Origin of the sequence: Lysinibacillus sp. BS3, from assembly GCF_039614735.1 — a bacterium.
In the GTDB taxonomy this organism is placed as follows: Bacteria; Bacillota; Bacilli; order Bacillales_A; family Planococcaceae; genus Lysinibacillus; species Lysinibacillus capsici.
On record NZ_CP154860.1, the window covers coordinates 1,711,131 to 1,731,271 of the forward strand.

General features: G+C 38.2%; 16 protein-coding genes. 2 read left to right on the forward strand and 14 right to left on the reverse strand.

Annotated features, from left to right (window positions below; all coding sequences use genetic code 11):
- Positions 1–3: 3 nt before the first annotated feature.
- The gene (locus AAJG31_RS08790) at positions 4–1,059 is read left to right on the forward strand and encodes an ABC transporter ATP-binding protein (RefSeq protein ID WP_257961583.1); all 1,056 of its coding nucleotides are present in this window, start codon (positions 4–6) and stop codon (positions 1,057–1,059) included.
- Complete coding sequence (locus AAJG31_RS08795; protein WP_048395387.1) at positions 1,052–1,978, forward strand: ATP-binding cassette domain-containing protein; 927 nt, start codon at positions 1,052–1,054, stop codon at positions 1,976–1,978. Before AAJG31_RS08790 ends, AAJG31_RS08795 begins: the two co-directional genes overlap by 8 nt.
- Before the next feature lie 551 nt (positions 1,979–2,529).
- Here the strand turns inward: AAJG31_RS08795 and opp4C are convergent.
- From opp4C to AAJG31_RS08865, 14 genes are all read right to left on the reverse strand, one after another.
- Complete coding sequence (opp4C, locus tag AAJG31_RS08800) at positions 2,530–3,438, reverse strand: oligopeptide ABC transporter permease (RefSeq protein WP_048395389.1); 909 nt, start codon at positions 3,436–3,438, stop codon at positions 2,530–2,532.
- Between the two features lie 12 nt (positions 3,439–3,450).
- The gene (gene opp4B, locus AAJG31_RS08805) at positions 3,451–4,416 is read right to left on the reverse strand and encodes an oligopeptide ABC transporter permease (RefSeq protein WP_016994271.1); all 966 of its coding nucleotides are present in this window, start codon (positions 4,414–4,416) and stop codon (positions 3,451–3,453) included.
- A gap of 82 nt (positions 4,417–4,498) precedes the next feature.
- Positions 4,499–6,232: an oligopeptide ABC transporter substrate-binding protein gene (gene opp4A / locus AAJG31_RS08810; protein ID WP_048395392.1), complete on the reverse strand. Its 1,734-nt coding sequence runs from the start codon at positions 6,230–6,232 to the stop codon at positions 4,499–4,501.
- 54 nt (positions 6,233–6,286) lie between these two features.
- On the reverse strand, positions 6,287–7,276 hold the full coding sequence (locus AAJG31_RS08815) for an ABC transporter ATP-binding protein (protein WP_048395393.1): 990 nt from the start codon (positions 7,274–7,276) through the stop codon (positions 6,287–6,289).
- A 4-nt stretch (positions 7,277–7,280) separates the two neighbouring features.
- The gene (locus AAJG31_RS08820) at positions 7,281–8,276 is read right to left on the reverse strand and encodes an ABC transporter ATP-binding protein (RefSeq protein ID WP_048395394.1); all 996 of its coding nucleotides are present in this window, start codon (positions 8,274–8,276) and stop codon (positions 7,281–7,283) included.
- A gap of 880 nt (positions 8,277–9,156) precedes the next feature.
- Positions 9,157–9,786 carry an orotate phosphoribosyltransferase gene (gene pyrE, locus AAJG31_RS08825; RefSeq protein ID WP_048394623.1) on the reverse strand — a complete coding sequence of 210 codons (630 nt, stop codon included), beginning with the start codon at positions 9,784–9,786 and terminating at the stop codon, positions 9,157–9,159.
- A 3-nt stretch (positions 9,787–9,789) separates the two neighbouring features.
- Positions 9,790–10,494, reverse strand: a complete 705-nt coding sequence (pyrF, locus tag AAJG31_RS08830; protein ID WP_054549870.1) for an orotidine-5'-phosphate decarboxylase — start codon at positions 10,492–10,494, stop codon at positions 9,790–9,792.
- Positions 10,494–11,405 carry a dihydroorotate dehydrogenase gene (locus tag AAJG31_RS08835; RefSeq protein ID WP_048394627.1) on the reverse strand — a complete coding sequence of 304 codons (912 nt, stop codon included), beginning with the start codon at positions 11,403–11,405 and terminating at the stop codon, positions 10,494–10,496. Before AAJG31_RS08835 ends, pyrF begins: the two co-directional genes overlap by 1 nt.
- Positions 11,402–12,175: a dihydroorotate dehydrogenase electron transfer subunit gene (locus tag AAJG31_RS08840; protein WP_004227355.1), complete on the reverse strand. Its 774-nt coding sequence runs from the start codon at positions 12,173–12,175 to the stop codon at positions 11,402–11,404. The genes AAJG31_RS08835 and AAJG31_RS08840 overlap by 4 nt, the downstream gene beginning before the upstream one ends.
- Position 12,176: 1 nt before the next feature.
- Positions 12,177–15,374: a carbamoyl-phosphate synthase large subunit gene (gene carB / locus AAJG31_RS08845; RefSeq protein ID WP_112117463.1), complete on the reverse strand. Its 3,198-nt coding sequence runs from the start codon at positions 15,372–15,374 to the stop codon at positions 12,177–12,179.
- Positions 15,367–16,467: a glutamine-hydrolyzing carbamoyl-phosphate synthase small subunit gene (carA, locus tag AAJG31_RS08850; protein WP_115673785.1), complete on the reverse strand. Its 1,101-nt coding sequence runs from the start codon at positions 16,465–16,467 to the stop codon at positions 15,367–15,369. Before carA ends, carB begins: the two co-directional genes overlap by 8 nt.
- Entirely contained in the window at positions 16,467–17,744 is a 1,278-nt protein-coding gene (locus AAJG31_RS08855) for a dihydroorotase (RefSeq protein WP_279494105.1), read from the reverse strand. Before AAJG31_RS08855 ends, carA begins: the two co-directional genes overlap by 1 nt.
- A 1-nt stretch (position 17,745) precedes the next feature.
- Positions 17,746–18,624, reverse strand: a complete 879-nt coding sequence (locus AAJG31_RS08860; protein WP_048394636.1) for an aspartate carbamoyltransferase catalytic subunit — start codon at positions 18,622–18,624, stop codon at positions 17,746–17,748.
- A gap of 194 nt (positions 18,625–18,818) precedes the next feature.
- Complete coding sequence (locus tag AAJG31_RS08865; RefSeq protein ID WP_054549867.1) at positions 18,819–20,129, reverse strand: solute carrier family 23 protein; 1,311 nt, start codon at positions 20,127–20,129, stop codon at positions 18,819–18,821.
- Positions 20,130–20,141: the final 12 nt, after the last annotated feature.

A 20,141-nucleotide genomic window follows, 5' to 3' on the forward strand; every position in this document is an offset into this window, starting at 1 on the left:
GAAATGAGTAAAACAATTCTAGAAGTAAAAGATTTAAGAATTAACTTTAAAACTTATGCAGGGCTTGTCCGTGCTGTACGTGGTGTTAACTTTGATTTAAAGGAGGGTGAAACACTCGCTATAGTAGGTGAATCAGGCTCTGGTAAAAGTGTTACAAGTAATGCATTAATGAAACTAATTCCCCAGCCACCTGGTATTTATGAGTCAGGACAAATTTTATTCAATGGCCGTGATTTAGTTCCATTAACTGATAAAGAAATGTCTAAAGTACGCGGAAATGAAATTGCAATGATTTTCCAAGATCCTATGACAAGTTTGAACCCAACAATGAAGGTCGGACGTCAAATAACTGAAGTAATTTTGCAACACAAAAAAGTTTCTAAAGACGAAGCGAAAAAACGTGCAATTGAGCTTTTAACACAGGTAGGTATCCCCTTCCCTGAAAAACGCTATAACCAATACCCACATGAATTTTCAGGTGGTATGCGTCAACGTGTTGTTATTGCCATTGCCCTTGCAGCTGATCCTAAGCTATTAATTGCAGATGAGCCGACAACAGCTCTAGACGTAACAATTCAAGCGCAAATTTTAGAATTAATGAAAGAAATTCAGAAAAACTCGCAAACATCTATCATTTTCATTACACACGATTTAGGTGTAGTGGCGAATATCGCTGACCGTGTAGCAGTAATGTACGCTGGACAAATCGTTGAATATGGTACTGTAAATGATATTTTCTATAATCCAAAGCATCCTTACACATGGGGTCTACTTGGTTCAATGCCAGATTTAGATAATGATACTGATGAGCTATTACGTACGATTCCAGGCTCACCACCAGATCTGACGAATCCACCTAAGGGTGATGCATTTGCAGCTCGTAACGAGTATGCTATGGCCATTGATTATGAACAAGAGCCACCAATGTTCCAAGTAAGTGAAACACATTTTGCAAAGACTTGGTTGTTGCATCCTGATGCACCAAAGATTCCTCTTCCAGATGCGGTTGCTAAACGTATTGAAGGGTATTTAGCAAAGGAGGCACAAGAAAATGACTAAAACTGGTGCGAAAAAAATTCTTGAAATCAAAAATTTACAGCAGCATTTTGGTTCGCCAAGTAATCCTATCAAAGCTGTAGATGGTATCAGCTTCGATGTTTACGAAGGTGAAACACTTGGTCTTGTGGGTGAATCAGGTTGTGGTAAGTCAACAACTGGTCGTTCAATAATTCGTTTATATGATATTACAGGTGGCGAGATTGTTTTCGATGGTGAAAATGTCCATGGAAAAAAATCTAAAAATGAGTTAAAGAAATTTAACCGTCAAATGCAAATGATTTTCCAAGATCCTTATGCTTCTTTAAACCCTCGTATGACGGCTGGTGAGATCATTGGTGAAGCCTTTGATATTCATGGCCTTTACAAGGATAAAAAAGAACGTCGTGCAAAAATTCAAGAGTTACTTGAAGCTGTTGGTTTAAACAAAGAACACGCGAATCGTTACGCACACGAATTCTCTGGTGGTCAACGTCAACGTATTGGGATTGCCCGTGCACTAAGTTTAGATCCTAAGTTTATCATTGCAGATGAGCCAATCTCTGCGCTAGACGTATCTATCCAAGCGCAAGTTGTTAACTTACTAAAACAACTACAAAAAGAACGTGGCTTAACATATCTTTTCATTGCCCATGACTTATCTATGGTAAAATACATCAGTGACCGTATTGCTGTAATGTACCGTGGTAAAATCATGGAAATCGGTAAAGCAGATGATATTTACAATCACCCTGTTCATCCGTATACAAAATCTTTATTATCAGCTATCCCACTTCCTGATCCAATGTCAGAGAAGCGCCGTCAACGTATTCAGTACAAGCATACAGAGGTTGACGAAAGTGCAACCTACCATGAAGTAGGTGACCAGCATTATGTTTATGGTACTGCTGATCTAGTAAAAACTTGGGTTGGTAATCGCTAAAAGCTATAACTCCTATCGACAGTATAAAAACTGTGATGGGAGTTTTTTTAATTTTCTTCTTTTATTACCCAATATCCCCATCAGACTAAACCTAAATAAACTTACTACCTTTTAGTAGACTATAATTCCCTTCATTCTTTTATTTTACATAAAATAATTAGTAAATAAATACCATTTATGTAAAATTAGTTTAAATATTTTAAGGAATATATTATGATAGAGTTAACACGAATAAAGGGGTGTATTCAATGAAAAGAAGTATGAAACTTCTTCTTGCTACATGTTGTTTTACAATCGTATTAATTAGTGTTGGTTCTACCACAGCATCTGCCTACCCTGGTCCATGCCACAGTCCAAAGCCTTGTGTGATTAGACCATAATAGTTGCTCTCAAAACATTATTTCCAGGTCTCTATGGTCTCTGTAAGGACAATCAATATTACTATGTATTAAACTATTATCCTTTATAAAATTCGGCACCTTTAAATGTGATTACTTTTACATTTAAAGGTGCCCTATTTTCTTGTCACTTATTTAATATCCATTTTTTAATTACCTTCTAGATTTTGGATTTAATGCATCCTTTAACCCTTCTCCGATAAAATTAATGGACAAAATTACTAGCGTAATAGCTGTTGCAGGAGGCACCCACATCCAAAGCTTCTCCTTTAATACCTCTGAGTTTCTAGCTTCGGACAGCATATTCCCCCAACTTGGTGTATCTGCTGGTACGCCCAACCCTAAAAAGCTTAAACCAGATTCAGCGACGATTGTTACAGCCATCAGCAATGTTGCTTGTACAATAATCGTCGAAGCAACATTAGGTAGTAAATGCTTCATAATAATCTTTGATGATTTACATCCTATTGATTGAGCTGCTAATATATACTCATTTTCCTTTTCAGCAAGCACCCTACTTCGTACAATCCTTGCAACTGATCCCCACATTAACAGTGAGATAACAAAAATCAAAGTCCATAGACCAGATACTTTTCCAATTAGAATTTGATTTAAAACAATTACAAAAATCATAAATGGAAACATTAAGATAAAATCTGTAAATCTCATGAGTATTTGATCTATTTTTCCACCAAAGTACCCTGAAATGGCGCCGACAGTAGTTCCAATTAAAACAATAAAGAACATACAGCTTAATCCTACTGTTAAGGAGGATCTACCAGCATAGAGCATTCTTGTAAACACATCTCGTCCATTTGTATCTGTTCCTAACCAATTTTCACTAGAGGGTGGTTTACTTATTTGGGTAAAATCAACCCGGACAATATCTTTAGTTGTAATATATGGTGCTAGAAACGATAAGATAATAACGATCAGTAGAAATATAAGGCTAATCAAGGCTAGTTTATTTTTAAAGAACTTTCGTCTCGCAATTACCCATGGCGAGGGGCTTTTCTTTGGCGATTTTGGCGTTAAAACTTCTTGATCCGTTACCAATGTCATATTTCCCCCTCCTTAATCCAATCTAATACGTGGATCTACTACACCATATAATAAATCCGCTATTAAATTTCCAAAAAGTGTTAAAAACGAAAGTAACATTGTGATCGACATCATGACTGCATAATCCCTTCTTCCAACAGATTCAAGGAAGAGAGCACCTATTCCAGGATACGTAAAGATTGTTTCTGTTATTACTGCACCGCTAATTAATGTTGCGATATCAAACCCAAGGAACGTAATAAGAGGAATAATAGAATTTCGTAAAATATGTTTGTTATAAATTTTCGATTCTTTTGTTCCCTTTGCTCTCGCAGTTCTTACAAAATCTTTTCTACTATTTTCAATAATGTCATTCCGCAAAAATTGTGTATAGGATGCTGTTCCCATCAATCCTAATATAAGCGCAGGTAGTAAAACATGGTGGAATCTACTTATATAGTAGTCCAAATTTCCAGGCTCTAGCCCGACACCAACAGATCCGTTAAATGGGAACCAACCTAATTTGAACGAGAAAAAGTAAATGGCTACAATTCCCGCAACAAATGACGGAATGGCTAAAGCTAGATAATTATACGTTGCAATCAAATTATCCCCAAGTGTATAGGGTTTTCTACCAGCATACATGCCCATGATAAATGCAAATATGTAGGTAAAAATTAACGATGTTAGAGCTAAAAATATGGTATTAGGTATACGCTGCGCAATAATTTCTACTGCTGGTTTCTTATAAACAGTTGATTTACCAAAATCCCCTTGCATAAAATTAACAATCCATCTACCGTATTGCTGGATAATAGGATCGTTATAGCCTAATTTTTCTCTCATTTCTTCGATATATTGTGGATTCGTATTAGAAGGATCAATTTCACCAGCAAATGCATCTCCTGGCATCATTTTCGCTAAAAAGAATACCACCAACGAAATAAGGAGTAACAATGGGATCATGCCAAGTAGTCGTCGAAGTGTATATTGAAGCATGTAACGTCTCCTTATCTATAAATTTACTAACTAAGTCCTCTGTTCAAGGACTTAGTTAGCAAGAATTAAAGTACACAATAGCTTATTCTTTAATATGCCATTTATAAACATCCGTTTGGAAGCCAACAGCGTTGACATGAACACCTTGTAAACGGTTATTAATACCATATAAATCTAAGTTTTCCCATAAAGGAAGTGCAGGTAATTCTTCGTTGAAGTATTTTTGCCATTCAACATATGTTGCCATACGTTTTTCTTTGTCAAATGCTTCTTCACTTAAGCCTTTATCCAATAATTCTTGGTTTTTAGGATCTACCCAACGACCATAGTTCCACTCAGCGTCATTACCCCATAATCCTGATGGATCTGGATCAGCACCTGTACTCCACGCACCGAAGAATGCTTCTAAAGCTGCATCATCATTATCTTTCATATCATTATATAAGTTAAACTCAATTAAACTACCTGTCGCTAATTCTGTTTTTACACCAATATCATTCCAAGATTGAACAATTGCTTGTGCACGTCCTTCAAATGCTGCTGAACCTGCATAGTGACCAAATGAAATTTTAAATGGTTGTCCCTTTGGATCTTCTACGAAACCATCACCATCTTTATCTACATAACCTGCAGATGCTAATAGCTCTTTTGCTTTTTCTGGGTTGAATTCATATTGGTTTAGTTCTGACTCTGGTGCAGCAGTCCAGAAAGTAGTTGGAATCACAGTGTTGGCAACTGTTGCTTTTCCTTCTAAGAAAGCATCGATCATTGCTGGACGGTTAATTGCATATAATAATGCTTGACGTAATTCTTTTGCATTAAATTTATCAAAATCTGCCACATTTTTTAATGTAGCTTTATCACGATGACCAAAACGAAGTCCGATGTATGAATAGCCCACACCATTAGTTTCTTCAATACGTACATTGCCTAATGCTTCTAATTCTTTTACGGATTGTGGTCTAATATCCATAATGTCAATTTCTCCATTTTGGAATGCACCAGTTGCTAATGATGGGTCAATTACTTTTACAATAACACCATCAAGCTGTGGTTTGCCCTTCCAGTAATCATCAAAACGCTCTAATTCAGAATATTCTCCATCTACAACTTTTTTCACCTTAAATGGCCCTAAGCCAACAGGATTTTCACGAACTTGCTTTGACTCCTCTAAATCCTTAACAGCAATACCTTCATAATGTTTCTTCGGCATTGGATTTGACCATAGATTTTCTAAATTATTAATTTTCACTTGTTCAAAAGTGATTTTTACAGTGTATGGATCTACTACTTCAATACCTTCGATTTTGTCAGCCTTACCTTCTTTTTTAGCTTTGGCACCTTTAATTCCCTCAACATAATTGTAGCGAGGTCCAGCATAATCAGGATGCGCAAGAGTTTCTAAAGCAAAAACCCAGTCATCAGCTGTTAATTCCTCACCATTATGCCATTTTACACCCTTCTGGAATGTAAACGTATACGTTAATTTATCCTCACTAATTTCCCATGAAGCTAAGTTTGGAACATATTCTAAGTCATCATTTACATCATAAATACCTTCCATTGTGAAATTTTGAATATAGCTGTCTACAATACTACCTGAATAAGCAGGATCATATACGCCTTCAGGTGCAACATCCGTACCATATGTTACGATGCCACCCTCTGTAGAAGGTTCATCTGTTGTTGTCGTTGTATCCCCGCTTGTATCCTTTTCATTTTCCTTCTCTGTTTTTGATGAGTCATTATTACATGCAGCTAAAAATAATGCCATAACTAGCAATAGCATAAATGACCATAATGCTGATTTTTTCATTTTTTTCCCCCCGTAATTTTATTTTTGTCAATAACTATTTTCCGTTTTTAGTTTTTAATATAAATGACAAGCAACACTATGCCCCGACTTCACCTCCTTTAAAGCTGGCTTAGATAATGAACATTCTGCCATTGCCTTTGGACACCTTGGATGGAATGGACAGCCTGATGGTGGATTAGCAGGACTCGGTATATCTCCCTCTAAAACAATACGACTATTTTTCTTTCTCGGATCTGGCACAGGTATTGCAGAGATCAATGCTTGTGTATAAGGATGTAATGGCTCATCGTAAATATGTTCCTTATCAGCTATTTCTACAATATTTCCTAGATACATCACGCCAATTCGATCGCTCATATGCTTGACCACACTTAAATCATGTGCGATAAACAGGAATGTTAAATCAAACTCATCCTGAAGTTCTTTTAATAGATTAAGAACTTGTGATTGTACTGATACATCTAAGGCTGAAACAGGCTCGTCTGCAATAATAAGCTTTGGTCTAAGTGCTAGTGCCCGAGCAATACCAATACGCTGGCGCTGACCACCTGAGAACTCATGAGCATATTTATAATAGGCATCTTCAGGTAAGCCGACTTTTCTTAATAGCTCCATTACCTCGCCTTTTAATGATTTCAATGATTTGTTACTGAAATTCATAATTGGCTCTGCAACAATGCTTCCTACCATTTGCATAGGATTTAAAGATGCGTATGGATCCTGAAATACCATTTGAATATCTTTTCGTATATCTCTTAAAGATTTCCCTCTCAAGTTTGTAATATCTTTACCATCAAAGATAATTTTTCCATCCGTCGAGTCTAATAATCTTAAAATTGTCCGTCCAGTTGTCGATTTTCCGCAACCCGATTCTCCAACTAACCCTAATGTCTCGCCATTTTTAATAGAAAAAGAAATGTTATCCACTGCTTTTACATGACCAACAGTATGCCTTAAGAAGCCACCTTTGATTGGGTAATATGTTTTCAAATCAATTATTTCTAATAAGTTATCCTTTTTTTGTTTTACGATTGTTTCATTCATGTTGTCAGCTCACACCCTTTCTAGTATCGCAACTTTCATAAAGTAAACAAGATACCTCATGTCCATCATCTATAAAGGAAAGTTGCGGCGTAACCTTGCTACAATCAGGCATAGCTGAAGGACATCTATCCACAAAACGGCAACCTATTTGGGGCATATTTTTCAACGAAGGTACAATCCCTTGAATGGTCGTTAACTTTTCAACTTCCTCATCGATTCTTGGTATAGAAGCCATTAATAGCTTTGTATAAGGATGCTGCGGATTGTGGAACAAATTATCTACATTTGTTTTTTCTACAATTTTCCCCGCGTACATGATAATTACTTCATCACACATTTCGGCTACGACGCCTAAATCATGTGTAATAAGTACGATGGACATATCATTTTTTGCTTGAATTGTCTTTAATAGCTCTAAGATTTGAGCTTGCACCGTCACATCAAGTGCCGTAGTAGGCTCATCTGCAATTAATAGTTTAGGTTGACATGCAATGGCAATGGCAATCATAACCCTTTGTCTCATACCACCAGATAATTGGTGAGGATACTCATCTACAATTTGATCCGCTCTGGGTATGCCGACTTGCTTTAATAAGTCTATTGCTTTACTTTTAGCCTCAGCCTTTGAGATTTTAGAGTGATTTAAGATAATCTCTTGTATTTGTGAACCAATTGTAAAAACGGGATTTAATGATGTCATGGGTTCTTGGAAAATCATACTGATATCTTTTCCTCTAATCTTATTCATGTCATCGCTAGAATAATTTTCGATGTTTTTTCCTTCAAACTTAATTTCTCCGCCTGTAATTTTGCCAATCCCTTTTGGAAGAAGCTGCATAACTGAAAGTGACATGACACTTTTTCCACATCCAGATTCTCCAACTACCCCAATAATTTGACCTGATTTGACTGAAAAAGAAACATCATCAACAGCATGATAGATATCCCCATCTATATCGAAACCAGTTTTAAGGTTTTTCACTTCTAACATTAAGCTCATTTAATATCACACCTTTAATTTTTTTACTAAAAATCACTACATCCTTTATGTAAGCAACAGAAACATATGTCTAAAATGTATTCTTTAAGTAAAAGATGTAAAAAGAAATTAGCTTTTGACTTCCTTCATAAGATTCAATATTCCGAAAAATTAGATCCTAAGATGTTAAACCTATTTCAAAATTATATTAGCTAAAAAAAACATCAAATTTTAAAAAGAACATCTTCATTACATAAATTGATCCTATTTTCCAAATGTAATAGTAACTGGATCAGTATATAATATTCTGACAATTAGGCGTAATGCTATTTTATCTGGAAATAATACATTTAATCAAGTGAATTTTTACAATTCTCATAATATTACATACAAAATAATCCATACAACTATACCATTTCAAATTGGACACTTTAGGTTTAAGCATACTGAATATTAGTTCATTTTCAACTTTATTTGCCTAAAGTATCATTTTTTTATTTTATTAAAATAATAATAACCTACTCAATTGATCCACACATACTACGTCAAAATTTACTTTTATTTGGAAAACATGATTATAAAAGGATTTTTATTGTTTATTTAATTCAGAGAATGATACTAAATTTTCCTAATTATTATTAACGAATAATTTTATTTACTAAAGCACTAAACAAATGAAGTGTTTTATATTACATTAAAAAAATAAATTATTTTTATAATTTCTTTAATCTATAGGCCATACTTCTCTTAAAAGTTAATAAAGTTTATTTTCCTTTGACTACATCGAAAAAACACAAAAAAACAACTATCAACAAAAGTATCGATAGTTGTTTCTATGCATTTGCTCTCTTTTATATTCCAGTAACTCTATGTTTCACTACTACTTTTACAAGATTTCTAATTATAGCTCTCCAGCTTTTAATTTTCCATGCCACTCTTTTAAGAATGGAATATCTTCTTCTTTAATAGCGCCGGATTCATTTGCTGCTTCAATCAGATAATCAAAATTTGTTAATGATACGTATTGAATGCCAGCCTCATCAAATGCTTGTTCAGCGCGTGGAAGATTATATGTGTAAACACAAACAACTCCAAGCACCTCACAGCCTGCTGCACGCAATGCTTCTACTGCTGTAATGGAAGAACCACCTGTAGAAACGATATCCTCCACAACCACTACTTTTTGTCCTGCTACGTATTTTCCTTCAATTTGATTACCACGGCCATGCTCCTTCGCTTTAGAGCGTACATAAACCATTGGTAATTCTAAAATATCACTTACCCATGCCGCATGTGGGATACCTGCTGTAGCTGTTCCTGCTACAATTTCTGTCGCTCCGAAATTTTCTTTGATGACAGAGGCTAAACCATTTGCTAATTGTTTACGAATAACTGGATCGGAAATTGTTAAACGTGTATCACAGTAAATAGGTGATTTAATACCAGATGCCCATGTAAATAGCTCTGTAGGATTTAATTCTACTGCTCCAACTTTTAACATAGCGTGTGCAATTTCATTTTGTAATGTCATAATTTATGCCTCCCATAATTCACTTACGATTTTATATGCTGCTACTGGATCCTGTGCACCTGTTACAGCACGGCCAACAACGATGAGTGATGAACCATCACGCTTTGCCCCATCAGGTGTTGCTATACGTTTTTGATCGTGTGCAGCACCTCCAGCTAAACGAATCCCAGGTGTGACACGTAGAAATTCATCTCCACACACCTCAGCAATCGCCTTAGCCTCATGGACAGAGCAAACAACACCTTGTAAGCCTGCTTCCTTTGTCAGCCCTGCGTAGTGTAGGACAGACTCTTGCAATGAAAGAGCAATCTTTTGTTCTGCTTGCATTTGTTCTTCTGTTGTGGATGTTAATTGAGTAACAGCTATTAGTGCAGGACGTTCTTTGCCTGTTGGTGTTCCTGCTTCAAGTCCTTCTAGAGCTGCTTCCATCATAGCACGTCCGCCTGCAGCATGGACATTGACTAAATCTACCCCTAATTTTGCTAGCCCCTTCATCGCAGAGCCTACTGTATTTGGGATATCATGTAATTTTAAATCAAGGAAAATATCATGACCTAAATCCTTTACTTTGCGTACGATATCAGGTCCTTCTTGCATATATAATTCCATTCCAATTTTCACGAAAAGAGGCTCATCGAATTTTTTAAGAAAATCGAATACTTCTTTTTCTCCTGGAAAATCTAGAGCTAGTATAGGTTTCGTATTCATCAACGATGGCTCCTTCCAATAATCTCTGTTATATGTTCTACACCTAATGCATCCAGCTTTGCTGGTAATTCTTCAATAATGTTCGGGCAAACGAAATGGTCAACAAAGTTAGCTGTTCCTACTGCTACAGCTGAAGCACCTGCGGACATAAAATCAATGACATCCTGTGCTTCCGTTACACCGCCCATACCAATTATCGGAATATTGACAGCCTTGTACACCTCATAAACCATTCGTATTGCTACAGGTTTTACAGCAGGACCAGATAGTCCACCTGTGCCATTAGCTATGACTGGCTTACCTGTACGCTCATCTAAACGCATACCAACCAATGTATTAATCATGGTAATACCATCTGCTCCACCTGCTTCAACAGCTAGGGCAATATCAACGATGTTCGTCACGTTTGGTGATAACTTCACATAGACTGGCACTTCTGACACAGCCTTGACAGCCTTGACCAGCTCACGTGCAGTAGCAGGATCTGTTCCAAATTGAATACCACCACATTTCACATTAGGGCACGAAATATTCAGCTCCAATGCTTTAACATTTGAGGCTGTTGAAATACGGCGTGCTACTTCTACATAGTCTGATGTCTCTGTTCCAGCAACATTGGCGATGATGGGCACATTATAATCCTCTAAAAATTTTAATTCCTCATTCATCACTTTTTCAATGCCCGGATTTTGTAGACCAATGGCATTTAACATCCCCGCTGCTGTTTCGGCAACACGTGGCGTAGGGTTACCTGCACGCGTTTCGACCGTTGTTGCCTTAATCATGATAGCCCCTAGTTTAGATAAATCATAAAGCTGTGCATATTCACGACCAAAGCCAAAGCAACCTGAGGCTGGCATAATAGGGTTTTTTAAATCTAAGCCTGGTATTTGAATTGTTAAACGACTCATAGTGCCACCGTTCCTTTCGGGAAAACTGGACCATCAGAGCAAACTTTAACATAGTCTTTTTCAACCTGATCAGTTGTTTTGCATACACATGCAAAGCAAGCTCCAATACCACAGCCCATACGTTCTTCAAATGATAAATAGCCTTCTTTTTCAGGATAAAAGCCTTCTAATGCTCTTAACATTGGTAAGGGTCCACAGGAATAAAAAACATCAAATTCAGGAGCATGCGACTCTAAAACCGTTGTTACAAAGCCTTTTGTACCTTTCGAGCCATCCACCGTAACATAATGCGTTTCACCAAGTGCACTAAATTCATCCTCATAAAAGCAGACATCTTTTGTTTGGAAGCCTAAGACGTGGATTGTTTTCACACCACGAGCATTCAATTGCTTGGCTAGCTCATGTAATGGAGGGACACCAATGCCACCACCAACTAGTAGTGCAGTACCTCCCTCTTGCACCGCTTCTACTGGGAAACCATTCCCAATTGGTCCAAGTACGTTGACCAGCTGACCTTCTCGATTTGTTGCCAGAACTTTCGTACCACGCCCCTCAGCACGATAGATCATTGTAAACTCATTGTTGTCTTTATCAATATTTGCAATACTAATTGGTCGACGTAAAAGCGGCTCCAATGAATCCGACACCTTTACATGGACAAACTGGCCAGGAGTCATCTCCTGAACCAGTTCACCATGAAGTGTCAGTTCGAAAATGTTTGTCGCAATTTGCTTTTGAGAGACGACCGTCATTTTCTCTTGACGTATCATATTAGTGTACTACCTCCGCTTTTGGCATTTGTTCTGCTGTAAATGTCATAGATTCGATAACACGTACCATGGCTTCTGCTGTATCTAAAGATGTTAGACAAGGAACACCATTTTCTACAGACTCACGACGAATTCGGAAGCCGTCACGAGCTGGTTGCTTGCCTTTTGTTAAAGTGTTGACAACAAGCTGAGCTTCCCCATTTTGGATAAGGTCAATCAATGTTTGTCCTTTCGCCCCAATCTTGCCTACTACATCAGTTCGTACGCCTGCTGCTTCAAATGCTTTTGCTGTACCTTCAGTTGCTACAATGCGATAGCCTACTGTTGAGAAGCGTTTTGCTAATGCAATCGCTTCTTCCTTATCTTTATCAGACACAGTGAATAATACTGTACCTTCTGTTCGTATTTCCATACCTGCTGCAACTAAGCCTTTATAAAGAGCTTTTTCTAATGTTGCATCTTTCCCCATTACTTCACCAGTAGATTTCATTTCAGGTCCTAATGTAATGTCTACACGTCGTAATTTAGCGAATGAGAACACTGGTACTTTTACAAATACGCCTTTTTGCTCAGCTGCTAGGCCTGTTGGATAGCCTTGCTCTACAATGGATTTGCCAAGGATTGCTTTTGTTGCAATATTAGCCATTGGGATATTTGTAATCTTACTTAGGAACGGTACTGTACGTGATGAACGTGGGTTCACCTCGATAACAAATACTTCGTTTTGTGAAATGACATATTGGATGTTCATTAAGCCGATGATGCCTAGCCCCTTCGCAAGACGAGTTGTATAGTCAACTAATGTATCTTTTTGTGCCTGTGTTAATTTTTGCGGTGGATAAACAGAGATTGAGTCACCAGAGTGAACTCCTGCACGCTCGATATGCTCCATAATTCCTGGTATTAACACATTCTCACCGTCACAGATAGCATCTACTTCAATTTCCTGTCCTGTTAAGTAACGGTCTACTAATACTGGATGATCTGGAGATGCCTCTACCGCGTTTTCCATATAGTGCTGTAATTCTTCTTGGTTATAAACAATTTCCATTGCACGTCCACCAAGTACATAAGAAGGGCGGACAAGCACTGGGAAGCCTAGACGCTCACCAATGGCAAGAGCTTCCTCTGTAGAAACCGCTGTTTCTCCTTGAGGTTGTGGAATATCTAATTCACGTAGCGCCTGCTCAAATTTATCGCGGTTTTCTGCACGGTCAATATCCTCAAGAGACGTACCTAAGATTTTCACACCATTAGCAGCTAATTTATCAGCAAGGTTAATAGCCGTTTGACCACCGAATTGAACAACAACACCAATTGGTTGTTCTAAGTCGATAATATGCATAACATCCTCAATTGTTAATGGTTCAAAATATAATTTATCGGAAATTGAGAAATCTGTTGACACTGTTTCTGGATTTGAGTTAATGATGATCGCTTCATAACCTGCTTCTTGAATCGCCCATACTGAGTGTACTGTGGCGTAGTCAAATTCTACCCCTTGGCCAATGCGGATTGGACCTGAACCGAGTACCACCACAGAAGGTTTTTCTGACTTAATCGATTCATTTTCGTCTTCATAAGTGCCATAGAAATATGGTGTTTCTGATTCAAATTCTGCTGCACATGTATCCACCATTTTATAGACTGGCATAATACCATGCTCTTTACGATAAGCATACAGTTCTTCTGGTGTTGTTTCCCAAAGCTCAGCAATTTTCTTATCTGCAAAGCCTAAACGTTTAGCTGTTCGTAGTACGTCTTTATCATTCTTATTGTCAGCAAGCGTTTGTTCCATATCCACAATATTTTTAAATTTATTTAAGAAGAATAGATCGATTGCTGACCATTCATGAATTTGTTCAATTGTTACACCTCGACGTAAAGCTTCACCGATGAAGAATAGACGCTCATCCCCAGCCTTGCGAATGCGTTTTTCAATCCAAGAATCTGAATTTTCTTCAGCATGTTTTAACTCTAAGTGTACTTGACCTGTCTCAAGAGAACGAACCGCTTTTAGCATAGCTTCCTCAAAAGTACGACCTAACGCCATTACTTCACCAGTAGCTTTCATTTGCGTACCAAGATTACGTTTAGCAGATTCGAATTTATCGAATGGCCAGCGAGGAATTTTTGCTACGATATAGTCCAGTGCAGGCTCAAAACAAGCATATGTTGAGCCTGTTACAGGATTTTTAATTTCATCTAACGTTAAGCCTACTGCAATTTTAGCGGCTAGCTTAGCAATTGGATAACCTGTTGCTTTTGATGCTAATGCAGATGATCGAGAGACACGTGGATTTACTTCAATCACATAGTAATTAAAGCTATATGGATCAAGTGCAAGCTGTACGTTACAGCCACCTTCAATTTTTAATGCGCGAATAATATCGAGTGAAATATTACGTAGCATTTGGTTTTCGCGATCAGATAATGTTTGCGTTGGTGCAACAACGATTGAGTCACCTGTATGAATCCCTACTGGGTCAACGTTTTCCATGTTACATACAACGATGGCATTGTCAGCTGCATCACGCATTACTTCGTATTCAATTTCTTTATAGCCTGCGATTGATTTCTCTAATAGACATTGCGTTACAGGTGAATATTTTAAACCCGATGTCACAATTTCTTCTAAGTCTTGATCGTTGTAGCAAATACCGCCCCCTGTACCGCCAAGTGTAAAGGCAGGTCGAACAATGACAGGATAGCCAATTTTCGCAACAAATCTTTTCGCTTCATCTAAGTTATGAATAATATCAGATTCAGGAACTGGAGCTCCTAGCTCATACATTAAATTACGGAATAAATCACGGTCCTCTGCTTTATGGATGGCATCTAATTTAGTACCAAGAATTTCAATCCCAAGCTCATCTAGAATACCTGATTTGTCTAATTCGATCGCCATATTTAGGCCCGTTTGACCACCAAGTGTTGGTAAAATCGCGTCTGGACGTTCTTTACGTAATATACGCGATACAAAATCAAGAGAAATTGGCTCAATATAGACTTTGTCTGCAATTTCTGTATCTGTCATGATTGTAGCAGGGTTTGAATTGATTAAAATAACGCGGTAGCCCTCTTCTTTTAATGAAAGACATGCTTGTGTTCCTGCATAGTCAAATTCTGCTGCTTGTCCGATAACAATTGGGCCTGAGCCGATTACTAAAATAGTTTCAATATCTGTACGTTTAGGCATGTTGTTTCCCCTTCCCTGCTTCTACTTCCATCATTTCGATGAATTCATCAAATAAGTGGTTTGAATCTTCTGGACCTGGTGATGCTTCTGGGTGATATTGCACTGTGAAAATTGGATATTTTTTATGACGCACACCTTCACATGTTCCATCATTTAACGCGATATGTGTTAATTCTAACTCTGTATCTTTTAATGATTCGATATCGATGGCATAGCCATGGTTCTGAGATGTTAAATCTGTACGACCTGTGCGTAAATCTTTTACTGGATGGTTACCACCACGGTGTCCAAACGGTAATTTAAAGGCTTTTGCACCACTTGCTAAAGAAAAGATTTGATGGCCTAAACAAATACCGAACATTGGCACTTTTCCAATTAAGTTACGTACTGTTTCAATGCCTTCTTGAACATCTTCAGGATTTCCTGGTCCATTTGACAGCATGATGCCATCTGGATGCCAAGCTAAAATTTCCTCAGCTGACGTATTATAAGGTACTACTAGCACATCACAATCACGTTTGTTTAATTCACGTAAAATCCCATGCTTCATTCCATAATCAATTAGGACAACTCGTTTACCACGCCCTGGAGATGGATAGGCCGCTTTTGGTGATACTTCACGAACATGGTGCGTAATGGCTGGCGTTGCTTGTAATTGTGCTACTATTTCATCCACATTTACTTCTTCATCAGCAGCTGTCAAAATCGCTTTTACGGAACCTTTACTACGAATAATACGTGTTAATTTTCGTGTATCAATTCCTTCAATTCCTGGGATATCCTTTGATGTCAAATAATCATCTAAAGTTAAATCACAGCGGAAATTTGAAGGATTTTTAGCTAATTCACGCACAACAAATCCACGAATAGCTGGCGTAATCGATTCAAAGTCATCACGGTTAATGCCGTAATTACCAACTAAAGGATAAGTTAAAGTGACAATTTGTCCATAGAATGAAGGATCTGAAATCGTTTCCTGATAACCCGTCATCCCTGTTGTGAAAACAACCTCACCTTGTGAAGCGCGCTCGCTACCAAATGCTGTACCTGTAAATACTGTGCCATCTTCTAAAACTAGTAAACGTTTTTTCATTACTCTGCCTCCTGATATACGATATTGCCTTCAAAAATCGTTAGTACTGGCCAACCCTTTGCCACCCAGCCGTTGAATGGTGTATTACGACCTTTTGATACAAAGCCTTCTGCATCAATCGTTTGTTCTTTTTGAGTATCAATTAAAATCATATCCGCTGAAGCACCCACTTCTAATGTGCCATATGGCAGATCAAAAATCTCAGCTGCTTTCACTGTCATCCAATCAACTAATTGTTTTAACGTCCACTTTCCTGTTTCTACAAACTGTGTATAAAGTAGTGGGAAAGCTGTTTCGAAACCTACAATACCAAATGGTGCGCCAACCATACCGCAGCATTTTTCTTCTACTGTGTGTGGCGCATGATCTGTTGCAATGCAGTCGATTGTGCCATCAAGTAGTGCTGCATGTAGAGAATCTTTATCATCCGCTGCGCGTAATGGTGGATTCATTTTCCAATTAGCATCATCAGATGGAATATCCATCTCTTCTAGTAATAAATGATGTGGACAAACTTCTGCTGTGACACGGATTCCTGCAGCCTTTGCATCTCTTACCGCACGCACTGATTCCTTCGTCGATACGTGACAAACATGGTAACGAGCGCCTGCTGTTTCTGCAAGTAGTACATCTCGTGCAATTTGTACGGATTCACAAATGGAAGGTATTCCTGGAAGGCCTAGCTCTTTATTACGCTTTCCTTCATGCATCACACCATCATAGATTAATGAGTTGTCCTCACAATGTGCTACAACGACCATATCGTGCTGGGCCGCATCTTTCATTTGCTCATACATCGTTGAGGCTAGCTGGATACCAACACCATCATCTGAGAATGCCACTGCTCCATGTGCTTTTAATTCTTCAATATTTGTTCTAACCTCACCTGATATATCCTTTGTTAGGGAACCATATGGGAGTACTCGAATAACCGCACTGTCCTTAATGAGCCCATTGATGAGTTGCATGTTTTCAACCGAATCAGGTACTGGCTTTGTATTAGGCATTGCGCAAATTGTCGTAAAGCCGCCTTTTGCTGCTGATGCCGAACCTGTTGCAATGGTTTCCTTATGCTCAAATCCTGGCTCTCGTAAATGTGTATGAACATCGATAAAGCCTGGTGCTACGATTAAGCCATGTCCTTCAATCAGTTCTGCACCTGCTACAGTCACATCTTGACCAATAGCCGTAATCTTTCCGTCTGCCATTGCAATATTGACTGTCTTCAATTCACCTTGTTCATCTAGCATTTGTACATTTTGAAGTACCTTTGTCATGTTATTCTCTCCCCTTTAAAATGGTTTCCATAATAGCCATCCGTGTGTAAACACCGTTCCGCACCTGTTCAAAAATTCGAGAGCGATCACACTCGACTAACTCAGAAGCAATTTCGACATCACGATTGACGGGTGCTGGATGCATAATAATGGCCGATTCTTTCATTTGCTTTTCTCGTTCAATTGTTAAACCAAACTCTTGATGGTAACCTTCCTTTGAGAAGCTTTTATTTACTTTATGACGTTCATGTTGCACACGTAGTAACATAATGACATCACTTATTTCGATCAGATTATCCCATGAATGGTGCGCTTCAAAACCGCCAGACCATTCTTCTGGGCAAAGGAAATGAACATTTGCCCCTAAATTTTGTAATGCTGTTGCATTTGATTTCGCTACTCGACTATGAGAGATATCTCCTGCAATTGTGACATTCAACCCTTCGAAATAGCCAAACTCTTTTTTGATGGTATAAAGATCCAATAAGGATTGTGAAGGGTGTTGCCCAGCACCATCTCCTGCATTAATAATCGCTACGTTGATACCATTCAGCAACTCATTGTAATACTCATCTTCTGACGCTCGAATGATGACAGCATCTAAACCAATCATTTCCAATGTTTTGACAGTATCGTACATCGTTTCCCCTTTTGTAACACTCGAAAACCCTGCATCAAAAGGGATAACATGACAGCCAATTTTGTATTCTGCCATTTCAAAGCTTGTTTTTGTACGAGTACTTGGTTCAAAGAATAGGTTGGCCACTTTGTGTGTGCGAGATAACGATGATGTTTCACCATTTTCAAATGCTTGCGCAAGATCTAGGATTTGGTTAATCTCTTCTGTTGTTAAATGTTCCATCGATAATAAGTTCTTCATCATGTGACCTCCATTAGGTTGTGAATCGTGAACGTCTTTGTCTGACGTTCTCTGTATATAAAGTAAAAGCCCCGTTGATGTCATCAACGAGGCATGAGGAGGCGTGACAAACTACAGCAAGACATACATCCTACTTCAGCCTGTCCACAACTTCCCTTTTTTTGCCTCTCTGGACAATTCATTAAAAGGTACTACTATGAATCTTTATTTTGATTGTATTGTACGGGTATATCAGCTTCTTTTTTACCTGGTAGAATCGCATTCAATAGCACACCAATAATCGCTGCTAGGGCCATTCCTTCAACACTCAATGATTCTGAGATAACAAACTTGGCACCGCCGATACCAATGACTAAAATCACTGAAGCAATTACTAGGTTACGACTGTTACCAAAATCAATATGATTATCTACTAGCATACGTAAGCCACTTGCTGCGATAATTCCGAAGAGTAAGATGGAAACCCCACCAAGTACTGCGGTTGGAATCGTTGCAATTACGGCCATTGCTTTCCCGAAGAATGATAGTAAGATAGCAACCACTGCTGCACCTGCAATAACGTAGATACTGTATACTCGAGTAATGGCTAGTACACCAATATTCTCACCATACGTTGTTTTCGGAGGGCCTCCGATTAAAGCACTCACAAATGTGCCAAGTCCGTCACCTAGTAGCGAACGGTGTAGTCCTGGCTCTTTAATATAATCCCGATCTACTACTTTTCCTAATACCAGTTGATGACCAATATGTTCTGAAATTGTTACAATAACGATTGGTACCATGATAAGTAGAATTTTTGTTGTTATTTCAAACTCATAATGCACACCCGGTATTAAGAAATCAGGCATAGCGAAGAATTTTGCTTTGGCAATCGGTGTATAGTCTACTATGTCAATTATCATGGAGTAAATGTAACCTACAATTAGGCCCATCAAAATTGGCATAGTGCTTAAAATTCCTTTAAAGAAAATCGTAAAGATGATAGCTGTAAAGACCGTAACTAAAGCAGCTGAGAAGTGTAAAAAGCTATACTCTCCATTAACGTTCATTGCCATATTCACAGCTGTACCAGAAAGTCCAAGCCCAATTACCATAATTACTGGACCTACCACAATCGGTGGCAAGATTTTCATAATCCACTTATAACCACTTTTCCAAATGATTAAGGATACAATTCCGTACGTAATGCCGACAGCCATAGCACCGATCATGGCATTGCCTGGGTTTACACTCGAACCGTCTTCATTTAAACCACCTGCAGCAAGTAGGATTGGTGCAATAAAGGCGAAGGATGAGCCTAAATAAGCTGGTACCTGGAATTTCGTAATTAATAGGAAGAATAATGTAGCAATTCCGCTTGTTAAAAGGGCAATCGCTGGACTAAGACCTACTAACTGCGGTACTAAAATCGTTGAACCAAACATCGCAAACATATGCTGGAAACTTAATGTCACTAGCTGGAGCGGGGTCGGTTTATCCTTAATATCTAAAACTGCATTTGACATACTGTTTCCTCA